This window comes from Butyricicoccus sp. OF10-2 (genome assembly GCF_003481925.1).
In the GTDB taxonomy this organism is placed as follows: Bacteria; Bacillota; Clostridia; order Oscillospirales; family Butyricicoccaceae; genus Agathobaculum; species Agathobaculum butyriciproducens.
This window is the reverse complement of record NZ_QUMC01000013.1, coordinates 53,178-65,588: the sequence shown is the minus strand read 5'-3', so window position 1 is coordinate 65,588 and position 12,411 is coordinate 53,178. Positions and strand designations below refer to the sequence as shown.

General features: G+C 54.2%; 10 protein-coding genes. 9 read left to right on the top strand and 1 reads right to left on the bottom strand.

The window, feature by feature from the left end:
• Positions 1 to 55 precede the first annotated feature (55 nt).
• From pepF to DXB00_RS08415, 9 genes are all read left to right on the top strand, one after another.
• Positions 56 to 1,855, top strand: coding sequence for an oligoendopeptidase F (gene pepF, locus DXB00_RS08455; protein WP_118729212.1), 1,800 nt, complete (start codon positions 56 to 58; stop codon positions 1,853 to 1,855).
• Positions 1,856 to 2,178: 323 nt separating this feature from the next.
• Complete coding sequence (locus DXB00_RS08450) at positions 2,179 to 3,231, top strand: LacI family DNA-binding transcriptional regulator (protein WP_118729213.1); 1,053 nt, start codon at positions 2,179 to 2,181, stop codon at positions 3,229 to 3,231.
• Positions 3,232 to 3,562: 331 nt separating this feature from the next.
• Positions 3,563 to 4,552, top strand: a complete 990-nt coding sequence (locus DXB00_RS08445) for a sugar ABC transporter substrate-binding protein (protein WP_118729214.1) — start codon at positions 3,563 to 3,565, stop codon at positions 4,550 to 4,552.
• A gap of 85 nt (positions 4,553 to 4,637) precedes the next feature.
• Positions 4,638 to 5,762, top strand: a complete 1,125-nt coding sequence (locus DXB00_RS08440; protein ID WP_118729215.1) for a Gfo/Idh/MocA family protein — start codon at positions 4,638 to 4,640, stop codon at positions 5,760 to 5,762.
• Between the two features lie 13 nt (positions 5,763 to 5,775).
• Entirely contained in the window at positions 5,776 to 6,711 is a 936-nt protein-coding gene (locus tag DXB00_RS08435; protein ID WP_118729216.1) for a sugar phosphate isomerase/epimerase family protein, read from the top strand.
• Positions 6,712 to 6,991: 280 nt separating this feature from the next.
• On the top strand, positions 6,992 to 8,005 hold the full coding sequence (locus DXB00_RS08430; protein WP_118729217.1) for a LacI family DNA-binding transcriptional regulator: 1,014 nt from the start codon (positions 6,992 to 6,994) through the stop codon (positions 8,003 to 8,005).
• A 299-nt stretch (positions 8,006 to 8,304) separates the two neighbouring features.
• The gene (locus DXB00_RS08425) at positions 8,305 to 9,315 is read left to right on the top strand and encodes a Gfo/Idh/MocA family protein (RefSeq protein WP_118729218.1); all 1,011 of its coding nucleotides are present in this window, start codon (positions 8,305 to 8,307) and stop codon (positions 9,313 to 9,315) included.
• A gap of 96 nt (positions 9,316 to 9,411) precedes the next feature.
• A complete protein-coding gene (locus tag DXB00_RS08420) occupies positions 9,412 to 10,350 on the top strand; it encodes a sugar phosphate isomerase/epimerase family protein (protein WP_118729219.1) in 939 nt (312 codons plus the stop codon).
• 46 nt (positions 10,351 to 10,396) lie between these two features.
• The gene (locus DXB00_RS08415; RefSeq protein ID WP_158578286.1) at positions 10,397 to 11,800 is read left to right on the top strand and encodes an MFS transporter; all 1,404 of its coding nucleotides are present in this window, start codon (positions 10,397 to 10,399) and stop codon (positions 11,798 to 11,800) included.
• A gap of 121 nt (positions 11,801 to 11,921) precedes the next feature.
• Here DXB00_RS08415 and DXB00_RS08410 read toward each other — a convergent pair whose 3' ends face one another.
• Positions 11,922 to 12,113, bottom strand: coding sequence for a helix-turn-helix domain-containing protein (locus DXB00_RS08410; RefSeq protein ID WP_118729221.1), 192 nt, complete (start codon positions 12,111 to 12,113; stop codon positions 11,922 to 11,924).
• Positions 12,114 to 12,411 lie beyond the last annotated feature (298 nt).

Sequence of the window (12,411 nt, the reverse complement as noted above, 5' to 3'; positions counted from 1 at the left end):
CTGTTGCGGTATCATAATAATCAGAGAAAAACTCTACCAGAAAGGAAGTATTTCCATGGAAACCAATAAAATTCCCGCCCGCGCAGATGTGCCCGCAAAGGACAAATGGGCGATTCAGGATCTGTTTGCGACCGACGATGACTGGCGTGCCGCGTTAGCGAAGGCCAAGGAGTTCATTCCGCGCATCACTGCATTCCGCGGCAGACTGGCCGAAAGCGGCGCTGTTCTGCTGTCTTTTTTCCGTCTGGATGATGAAATCAGCCTTGCATTTGACGCGCTCGTACACTACGCCCAGCGCCGCAGCGATGAGGACACCCGCGTCGCCGCCTATCAGGAGATGGTCAGCCAGGTGACGCGCTTCGCGGTCGAAATTCAGTCTGCCGCCGCGTTTGAGACCCCTGAGCTGCTCGCCATCAGCGATGAGGACATGAACCGTCTGTACGCCGAAGCACCCGAGCTGGAGCTGTACCGCCTGAATATCGACCGCATTCGCCGCCGCCGAGAGCATGTGCTGTCCGACAAGGAGGAGGCAATCCTCGCCGCTGCAGGCGAAATGGCCGCCAGCCCGGATGACATTTACTCCATGCTCAACGACGCTGACCTCAAATTCCCGGACGCAGTGGACAAGGACGGCATCGCGCATCCGGTCACGCACGGCACGTTCATCCCGCTGATGCAGTCCTACGACCGTGTGCTGCGAAAGTCCGCGTTCGATTCGCTGTACTCGGTGTACGGCCAGTTCCGCAACACCTCGGCGGCAACGCTGTCCGCGCAGCTCAAGCAGCTACTGTTTTTCGCAAACGTGAGAAAATATCCCTCGACACTGGATGCCGCGCTCGACGGCAACGAGGTGCCGACCGAGATTTACCGCAACCTGATCGACGCGGTGCACCGCTCGTTTGCGCCCATGTACCGCTATGTTGCGCTGAGAAAGAAGCTGCTCGGCGTGGACGAGCTGCACATGTACGACCTGTATGTGCCGGTCGTGGACGGCGTGGAGATGAAATTCACGTTCGAGGAGGCCAAGGAGATCGCACTGAAGGCGCTTGCGCCGCTCGGCGAGGACTACCTGAATCTGCTCCGCGAAGGCTTTGCCAACGGCTGGATCGATGTGTACGAGAACGAGGGCAAGCGCTCGGGCGCATACTCGGCAGGCGCGCGCGTACACCCGTATGTACTGCTCAACTTCAAGGGCACGCTCGACGACGTGTTCACGCTTGTGCATGAGATGGGCCACTCTATCCACTCGTACCTGTCCAACAAGACCCAGCCGACCGCGTATCAGGATTACGTTATCTTTGTTGCCGAGGTTGCATCCACCTGCAACGAGGCCCTGCTGATGGAATACCTGCTGTCCGTCACGACCGATAAAAAGGAGCGCGCGTACCTCATCAACCACTTCCTCGAGCAGTTCCGCGGCACGCTGTACCGTCAGACCATGTTCGCTGAGTTCGAGCTGACCGCCAACGAGATGACGCAGCGCGGCGAGGGCACGACCGCCGAAGCGCTCTGCGCGATGTACAAAAAGCTGAACGAGCAGTATTTCGGACCGGAAATGAACGTAGACGAGGAGATTTCGCTCGAATGGGCGCGCATCCCGCACTTCTACTACGATTACTACGTTTACCAGTACGCGACCGGCTACGCCGCTGCCATCGCACTGTCGCGCCGCATTCTGCGGGAGGGTGAACCGGCGGTGAAGGATTACCTCGGCTTCCTGTCCGGCGGCTGCTCTGCCGACCCGATCACGCTGCTGCGCGGCGCAGGCGTGGATATGGCAAGCCCGAAGCCGATCGAGGACGCAACAAAGCTGTTTGATGAAATGATCTCTGAAATGGAAAAGATTCTGAATTGAGAATTGAGGATGGAAAATGAAGAATGATGTTTCTTTTTTCATTTTTTCATTGTCTGTAACACTCAATTAGAGTAAAGAAAAGGCACAGCCGTCTGAACAGCACCCCATCTGTTAGATAGTATATCATACTGTCTAACAAATGGGGTGCAGTTCATCTACACATTCTCTATTTTTGAACATACCTATTCTCTCTCTCATCTTGGCGCGGCTGTACTCTCTCGGCTGAGCCATTCTTCTGTCTGCATGGGTGTGTCCCCTCTTTCCTCCTTTTCTTCTTTATGATATGATAAACGAAAGGAAAGCAAACGCGGAGGAACACAGCCATGAAGATGACCATACGTAAAATCGCAGAGCTATCAGGCGTATCGCGCGGAACGGTAGACAAAGTAGTACACGACCGTGAAGGTGTAAGCAACGAAGTGCGTACACATGTGCAGAAGATCATCGATGAATTCGGCTATAAGCTACCCACACGTAAACCGAAAGAGATTATACAGCAAGTTGAGCCAGAACGGAGTTATCGTGTGGCAGTGCTTTCGCCCCGGCTGACTAATCCATTCTTTGAAAAAGTCATTCGCGGCATGCAGGATGCATTGATGAGCGAAAGCGCGCAGTCAGTCCATGCAGAGTATTTTCATTGCGACAGTGAAAACGTCAACGAACAGCTTTCTATTTTATATTACCTGGAGGAGCACGGCATTGACGGCATTCTGCTCCGCGGTACGCGCAATCAGCGCCTGTGTGACCGCATCAATCACTTGACGGAAAAAGGCATTCCGATCGTGTTGTTCGACTCGGATGTTCCCGGCTCCAAACGGCTGTGTTTTGTCGGAGAAAACAGCGGTGCATCCAGCCGTGTCGCGGCCTCGCTGCTAGCGAAAAGCATTGGTGAGGAGGGCGAAGTGGCGATCATCAGCGGCCTGCCTGATATGTCGACACATCGTGCACGTGTACAGGGGTTCGAGCAGGTCATGCGTGAGCGCTTTCCTAAAATATGTATCGTTGAGAAAATCAATTCTCGTGACCAGAGTGTTATTGCATATGAGAAAACACGATATCTGTTGCGACAATATCCGCATTTGCGCGGTATCTTTAACGCAGTAGGCTGCACCGGCGATATTGGGCAGGCACTGATTGATCAGCAGGCGCAGCACATTAAAATGGTGTGTTACAACATGACACCGGACATTGTAGCGCTGGTCAAGCGCGGCATTGTGGATTTCGCGATCGGTCTTGCGCCGTATCAGCAGGGCTTTTCTGCGATGAATGCCATGACAGCGTACCTGACACAGGGCAAGCAGCCTGCCGCGTTCATCGAACTGCCGCAGCTGATCGGCATTGATGAGAACATCGAAGCCTTGGCGAAAACCATGTGAGGTTTAGGTTTTCCTTTCCGTGCCTTCTACGTGCCTTTACAATTCTATCGGTAAAAACGCCGATAGAAACCGTGTTTTCAAAGCGTGCCTTTTTAGGCACGCTTTTTTCTTTCCGCTTTTTCTGCTGCGTGCACGTGTTTGCTTGTGAAATACCACAATCTTCCGCAGCGGTTTTGGACTGATTTCACGAAAACTGCGGTTCGTTTTGTTTGCGAATGGAATCGCAGGTTGCAGGCAGGTATAATTGAACCATGGAAACTGGGAACACCCCGGAAGAGAAAAAAGAAGTTGCCATATCGAAAAGGCACGTAATGAGAGGAGCAATTTCATTATGAAAAAGAAAATCTTAGCAATGTTGATGGCAAGTGCAATGGCACTGACAATGACCGCCTGCGGCGGCTCCGCTTCCCAATCCGGCAGTGACAGCACGGCTGACACCGGTTCGGACGCAGCCGGCGGCAATCACAAAATTTCGGTCATCCTCAAGACGCTGAATTCAGAATACTGGCAGGCGGTTTCCGCAGGTATCAATCAGGCAGCCGATGACCTTGGCGTGACCGTTGACCTGCAGGGTCCTCCGAGCGAGACCTCCTACGACGAGCAACTCAACATGATCGAAACGACGCTCGGCTCGAGCGACGCAGAGGCACTGGTGCTGGCGCCGCTGCAGCCCGATGTAGCGACCACCGCTGTTGCAAATGCAACCATTCCGGTGCTTTCGGTTGATACCACCTTTACCTCGGATAAGCTGGTCAGCTACGTTGGTGTCTCCAACGAGGACGCAGCCAAGAGCGGCGGCGAGTATGTTGCCGAAAAGCTGGGCGGCACAGGCAATGTTGTCATTCTTGCTGGCGTGCAGGGTGACACCACCTCTGAGGATCGTGTAAAGGGCTGGACCGAAGGCATTGAAGCAGGCGGCTGCACGGTGCTGGATATGCAGTACACCGACGCGGTAGCAGACAAGGCAGTTACCACGCTGGAAGGCTTAATGCAGCAGTATCCGGATCAGATCGACGCCGTTGTATGCCACTCCGATGACGTTGCAATGGGCGCAGCGCAGGCGCTGCAGTCCATGGGCAAGCAGGATGATGTTGTTGTCTGCGGCTTCGGCGGTATCTCGGGTGCAACGCCGGTCAAGGAAGGCTCGATCACCGCAACGGTCGATATCGGCGCTTACCAGATGGGCTATGACTGTGTAGCACGCGCACTCGACGCCATCGAGGGCAAGACCATTGATTCGTTCTATCCCTCCGACCCGACCATCATCGACAGCTCCAATGTAGACGACTTCCTTGCGAAACTCGCTGAGTGGAAGGGCTGAGTTCATAATGACCGAGGACCAGCCATATGCTGGTCCTCTTTTCACAACAAACGATACAATATGAAGAAGAAAGGCTGAAATAGTTATGAAGAAGATCAAGATCGGACTGATCGGCGCAGGCTTCATGGGCCGCACCCATTCCACCGCATACAAGTCGGTAAACAACATTTTCGGCGATGATTATGTACCGGAGCTGGTCGTTGTAGCCGATGTGAACAGCGATAACGCGAAGGCGCTTGCGGAGAAATACGGCTTCAAGCGCTGGACGACCGACTGGCACGAGGTCGTTTCGGACCCCGAAGTTGAACTGGTGGACATCACCACGCCGAACGCTTCGCACTGCCCGATTGCGGTCGAGGCAGCAAAGCACGGCAAGAACGTCTACTGCGAAAAACCGCTGTCCATGACCGCGCAGGAGGCGGTTAATGCGACCAAGGTAGTCGAGGACGCCGGCATTGTGACTTCTGTCGGCTTCAATTACGTCCGCAACCCAATCCAGCAGTATGTCAAGGAGCTGATCGCGTCTGGCGAGCTTGGCGAGGTCGTCAACTTCCGCGGCATGTACGATCAGGACTACTACAACGATCCGGATCAGAAGCACGAGTGGCGCATGTTCAAGTCCGCGTCCGCGTCCGGTGCGCTGGGTGATCTGGCAAGCCACACGCTTTCCCTGTCGCAGTACCTCATCGGCGATATTGCCGAGGTCTGCGGCATGACAAAGATCATTGTGCCCGAGCGCCCCGACCCGAAGGACTCCTCCCGCATGCTGCCGGTCGAAAACGACGACGTTGTACAGTTCATGTTCAACTTTGCGAACGGCGCGTGCGGCACGATCTTCTCCAACCGTCTGGCTGCGGGCCGCAAGATGTCGCTCGGCTATGAGATCCAGATGACGAACGGCTGTATCGTATACAATCAGGAAAATCAGAATCAGGTGCAGATCTATCGTCACGATGATCCCAAGACCGAGCGCGGCTTCAAGACCGTACTTATCGCACCGGGTCACGGCGAGTATGACAAGTTCTACGGCGGCGCCGGCATCTGTCTCGGCTACGCAGACCAGAAAACCATCGAGGTCTACCATACCCTCCAGTGTGTTGCGGAGCATAAGCCGTACGAGATCGACTTCCGCTTCGGCATGAAGGTCATGCAGGTCATTGACGCAGTTCTGGAGTCTGCCGAGACCCGTCAGTGGGTAACGGTCAAGTAAGGAGGTCCCTGCCATGAAAATCGGTCTGGTATCCGACTGCCTCGGCGGTCAGTCGTTCGACGAGCTGCTCGACTCGTGCGTAAAACTCGGCATCGAACAGGTCGAGCTCGGCGTGGGCAACTGGTCAAGTGCGCCGCATGTTGATCTGGACGGTCTGTTGGAGAGCGAAGCCAAGCGCGATGAAATGAAGGGCAAGCTGAAGGACCACGGCCTGAGCATTTCGGCGTTCAACTGCTCGGGCAATCCGCTCGCCCCGGGCGACTGGGGAAAGCGCGAAGACGAGGTGACGCACAAGTGCTTCAAGCTGTCCGAATATTTCGACCTCGATAAAGTTGTCATGATGTCCGGTCTGCCGGGCGGCGGTCCGGAGGACAGATACCCGAACTGGGTCGTGACCTCGTGGCCGCCGGAAACGCAGGAAATTCTGGATTATCAGTGGAGCACCGTCGCCATTCCGTACTGGAAGGAGCTGAAAGAAGTCGCAAAGGCGCACGGCGTGACCAAGCTGGCGCTTGAGCCGCACGGTTGTCAGCTCGTGCACGATGTGGAGAACTTTGAGAAACTGCGCGACGCATGTGGCGGCGACAAGACCATCGGCTTCAACCTCGATCCCTCTCACCTGTTCTGGATGGGCGCGGACCCGGTCGCGGTCGCGCGTGCGCTCGGTGACGCGATTTACCATGTTCATGTCAAGGATGTGCGCGTAGAAAAGCCGGCGGCGGTCAATACCCTGCTCGACGGCAAGGGCGTGCTCGAATTTGCCAAGCGCTCGTGGAATTTCGTAATCCCCGGCTACGGCCACGATGAACGCTGGTGGCGCGAATTTCTCGTCACACTCAAGATGATGGGTTACGACGGCGTACTCTCCATCGAGCACGAGGACTACACCATGGATACGATGGAAGCACTGGGCAAAACCGCCCGTCTGCTGCGCGAAAACCGCGTTTGAGCAGCAAAAAACAGGTTCTCTCGCGTCCGCCGCCCGCTCAGAACCTCTCTTTCCTCAAATAGCTGATACGCTCCAATGTTTTGCTCTCGTTCCTTCTCTCTTTCCCCTGTTGTGAAAACAAACTGCGGAAACGCCGCTTGATTGGCTGAACAAGCCTTCGGGCGACGTTCTGTTTACGTTATCGCGCAAATTTCTCTTGCAAAACCATTAAAAAGCATGGATAATAGAAATGGATACCGGTATCGTATCATAAAATTTGTCACATCGAGGAATTATCGTTATGGGAATTACGCTTAAACAGATTGCGGATATGGCGGGTGTGCATAAATCAACCGTGGATAAGGTGATCCACAACCGTCCGGGCGTCAGTGACGCCAAACGCCAGCAGATTCGCGCGCTGCTCAAGGAATACGGCTACGAATCCAATCCGCTGGCGAAAGCGCTCAATTATCAGAAAAAGAAAATGACAATCGGCGTTGCACTGCCGCGCGTCAATGCAACACCCGATCTGCGGCGCGGTATTGAAATCGTGCGGCAGGACTTCAACAGCTTCAATATTGAGATTGACTACCGCGAAATCGACTACCCTAATGCAGATGAGCAAGCGCAGTGTTTAAGGGAATTCCGTGCGGCCGGTGTCGCCGGCGTAGTAGTCAGCCCGATGGAAAGCGAAGCCGTTCTGTCCGAACTGAATTCCCTGCACGATGCGCAGATTCCGGTGGTCGTGGTTCATTCCGATTTGGGAAACGCACCCTGCCTGTGCTTTGTCGGACAGGATATGCAGCAGGCCGGTCAGGTCGCGGCGCGTATGCTGCACCTGCTGACCGACAGCGGCAAGGTCGGCGTTGTCACCAGCCGCAACAGGCTGCACTCGGTCGAACTGCGTGAACAGGCATTTGCCGACTATATTTCCAATTATCCGGAACTGACAATCGCAGATACCATTGATACGCAGGAATCGCCCGATGTCGCGTATGCGCAGACACAGGCCATGCTCAGGCGCCATGCCAACCTAAACGCGCTGTTCATCACCTGCGGCTGTGTGATTGATGTATGCCGTGCGGTGCGAGATGCAGCGCTGCCAGTTCAGCCGTCCATCGTGTGTTTTGAGCGCTATCCCGAAATTATAGAACTGCTCCGTCAGGGCAAAATCGCCTGCACCATCAGCGGTGATTTGCAGGAGCAGGGACGGCTTGCCATGCGCTTCCTATTTGAATATATCATCTATGACCGCACGCCCGAATGCAGCACGGTCTACACCAAAAACGAAATCATCATTGCGGAAAATGCGTAAATTTTTCGGCAGCCCCAGCGGACACTTCTCGTAGTGTCCGCTTTTTTCGTCTGCCCTGTTTTGTGAAGGGTGCATAAAAAATTTGTAAAAAGTATGTGCGGTATTCCTGTTTACAAATTCAGATTTACAATGATATAATCATTTTGCAAACAAGAGATACCGGTATCGTAAACAGCGATTCCGGTATCGTAGAAACATTATATTCATCTAACGCAAGAAAACCGCCTCTGGCGGGAAATTTTTTAGAAAGTTACGATACCGGTATCGTAACTTGAAAAGTACAAAAGGAAGGTATAAAAATGAGCGAACTGAGAATTGGTCTTGTAGGCACCGGCGGTATCGGCCGCACCCACATTGAACGCATCAACAACACCCTGCAGGGCGGCAAGGTTGTAGCCTGCGCGGATCCGGTAGGCGCATTCGGTCTGTCGGTTGCAGAGAAGTACGGCATTAAGGGCTTCGAGAACCCGATCGACATGATCAACGATCCTGAGATTGACGCTGTCATGTGTACCACCGCTGATCCGTATCACGAAGAATACGTTCTGGCTTCCATCGCAGCCGGCAAGTATGTGTTCTGCGAAAAGCCGCTGGCTCCCAAGGCTGATGCCTGCAAGCGCATCGTAGAGGCTGAGATGAAGGCTGGCAAGAAGCTGGTTCAGGTTGGCTTCATGCGCCGTTATGATGAAGGCTACAAGCAGCTCAAGGCAGCGGTTGACAGCGGCAAGTACGGCGAAGCGCTCCTGCTGCACTGTGCACACCGCAACCCGTCCGTTCCGGCTGACTGGGACAACTCCATGGCGGTTGAGAACTCCATGGTTCACGAAATTGACGTTCTGCGCTGGCTGCTTGGCGAGGACTACGCAACCGCTGAGGTTCGTTACGGCAAGTCCACCAACAACGGTCCGAAGGATCTGCACGATCCGCAGATTATGATTCTGACCACCAAGTCCGGCGTACGCATCGACGTTGAATCCTTCGTAAACAACAAGAACGACTACGACATCAAGTGCGAAATCGTATGTGACGGCGCGGTACTGAATATGCCCAAGCCGAATTACATCTCGGTCAACGCGAACGCAACCACCGGTCAGGCAATGTACACCGACTGCTTCCAGCGCTTTGCAGATGCATACAACGCGGAGATTCAGACCTGGATCAACGCTTCCAAGGCAGGCTATGTTGACGGCCCGACCGCTTGGGATGGCTACTGCTGTCAGGTTGCAGCGGCTGCCGCTTCCAAGGCACGCGAGACGCAGACCATCGTTCCGGTCGAGTACGACGAAATGCCGGATTTCTATAAGAAGTAACGCTGAATCTCTCCAATATCCCTCATTTCTTCTCCGAGGCAGGCGCCTGATACCCAGCACCTGCCTCAATCATTCAAAACAACGGAGGTTTTATAGATGAAACTCGCAATTTGCACTGACGTATTCGCTGATCTGTCCTACACGGACATGCTTGACAAGGTAAAGTCCCTCGGTATCGACGCGGTCGAGATGACCGCCGGCGGCTGGGGTGCGCGCAAGCACTGCAACACCGCCGAGCTGCTCGCGGACGAGGGCAAGCGCAAGGAGTTCATGGGCGAACTCGAGAAGCGCGGCATGCGCATTTCTGCACTGAACACCTCGTGCAACCCGCTTTGGCCGTCCAAGACCGGCGAGGAATACAAGAAGTCCATGTACGACTGCGCAACGCTGGCCGGTCTGCTAGGCGTTAAGAAGATCGTAGCGATGGCAGGTCTGCCGGCAGGCAGCGAGACCGACACGACCCCGAACTGGATCACCTCTACCGTTTCTTGGCCGGATTTCATGGCTCCGGCTTACGAGTACCAGTGGAAGGTGACTATTGAGTTCTGGAACGAGTTTATTGTGCACTGCAAGAAATGCGGCATTGAACATATTGCAATCGAAGAATTTCCGGGTACAATGGTATGGTCGGCTTCTACCCTGCTCAAGCTGCGTGAGGCTACCGACCCGATGCTTGGCATCAACCTTGACCCGTCCCACATGATGGTTCTGGGTGCGGACCCGATCGCGGCTGCTCGTGCTCTCAAGGGCTGCATTTTCCACGTTCACGGCAAGGATGCCCGCATCGAGCGCGGTCTGGCTGACACCGACGGTCTGCTCGAGCCTCGCCCCGTTACCGAGTCCGCTGACCGCGTTTGGAACTACGTTGCAGTCGGCTGCGGCAAGGATTTGCAGTGGTGGAAGGAATTCTTCTCCGTTTGCCACATGATGGGCTACGACGGAGACGTTTCCCTCGAGATGGAGGACCTGACCATGACCGTTGATGCAGGTGTCAACACCTCGATCGACGCGCTGCGTCAGACCATCAGCCAGTAAAAAAGCAGCAAAAAAAAGAAAAAGAGAAAGAAACGAGGTAAAGAGTATGAATCTGAACGGCTACGGCAAGCTGATCAAAAAAGATCGCGTGTCCGGATTTGAGAAATTCGCCTTCGGCATGGGTGAAATTTCAACCAATATCGTTTTCACCATCGCAACCAGCCTGCTGACGATGTTCTACACCGATGTAGCGCACGTTTCGGCGGCCGTTATCGGTATGATTATCGCGGTTTCGCAGATTTTCAACGGCATCTCGGATATTTCCGCAGGCTTCATCGTGGACCGCACCCGTTCCAAGTACGGACGCGCCCGCGTCTGGATGCTGCGCATGTCCATTCCGTATGCGATCGCAGCCGTGCTGCTGATGACCGTTCCGCAGCATGTGGGACAGTTCGCACAGGCGATCTACGTGTTTATCACCTATAATCTTATGCTGACCGTGGTCTATACCATGTTCCAGCTTCCGTTTGCGACCACAATGACCTATATGACGCGCGATCAGGACGAGCGCGCCAAGATCAATATTGTCCGCATGGCGATGAGTCCAATCGGCAACATTCTGGTCACCTATTTCTTCACCCGTATCCTGAATTCTATGCCGGGCGGCATGGATTCCCAGCGCAACTGGATTGTGCTGACCGCCATTTACGCTTCTCTGGCAGCGGTTGCGATGCTGTTCTGCTTCGCGTGCGTCCGTGAGCGCGTGCAGGTGCTCGATGAGTACGGCGAGGAGAAGATCCCGCTGAAAAAGGCGATTCCGGCGCTGTTCAAGAACAAATACTTCATCATGCTGTTCCTGTTCTTCGTATTCTTTGCCATGTACCAGACCTTCTCCGGCACGATGGCATCGTACTACTGCAAGCAGATCATTCAGGATTCCAATATCATCGGCAACGTAAACGCGGCTTGCTACGGTATTTCGATTTTTGCAACGTTGCTGCTTGGCAAGGTCATGCACCTGACCACCAAGCGCAACTGGTGCATTATCGGTGCACTCTTTATCATCGCCGGCTCTCTGGTAGTGAAGATTGCTCCGCTGAGCGTCACGATGGTAACGGTCGGCGGTCTGCTCCGCGGTATCGGCATGACACCGATTCTCGGCCTGATCTTCACCATGATTGCGGATGCCATCGAGTACGGCCAGTGGTACACCGGCCTGCGTACCGCCGGCGCGATTCAGTCTGCCGTTACTTCCGGTCAGAAGTTCGGACAGGGCATTGGCTCTGCGCTGATCGGCTTCATCATGTCCGCTTCCGGCTACACCGGCGCGGCAGTTGAGGCAGGCTCCAAGGCAGCAGCAACTATCTCCAACCTGTACATTTACGGCATTGCCATCCTCGGCGCAGTCATGATCTTCATCCTGCTGTTCTATAAGCTGGATAAGGAATACCCGCAAATCATCAAGGAACTGCTCGAACGCGAGTCCAAGAGCAAGTCGAACAACGCTTAACCTGCAATCTCTCCTATATCTTTCCCTCTATGCAGACCAGCGCCTCACCGATTCTGTGAGGCGCTGGTTTTTTGTGCGTGTGAGACCGCTGCCGAGCTATATGCTTGGAACACAGGGATTTCTACAGCTTTTCATCATGCTTCGTATGCGTCATGCTGTGCCAGAAGGATTGACGGAATTTCCCGGGCGGCGTGCCGGTGTATTTCTTGAACATTGCATTAAAGTGACAGATACTGCTGAAGCCGAGCATATCCGCAATCAGTGTGACCGCATGCATAAGCATATCCTGCATCTCGCCGATACAGCGCTTCATCACATACTGCGCATTACTAACTATTGACTACTTCGCAAACTGTCCGACTCTTTCCACTTGATATGAAGTAATTATCTTGCGTACATACCAAAGCCTTCAGGCATGGGCTCGGTGATATCGGGCACGCCGACAAGTTTTTTCTCGATGATCTCGCGGGTGCGGGTACCGTCCGAGATGGCGCGCTCTGGGAAGCCGAGCGGATTGAAGGTCGCAATCCCCTAATGCAGTTCTTCTTTCAGCCTACATTAGGGGATCATTATCTTGAGTGATTCTATCGATTCGCTACAGTGTTTTAATC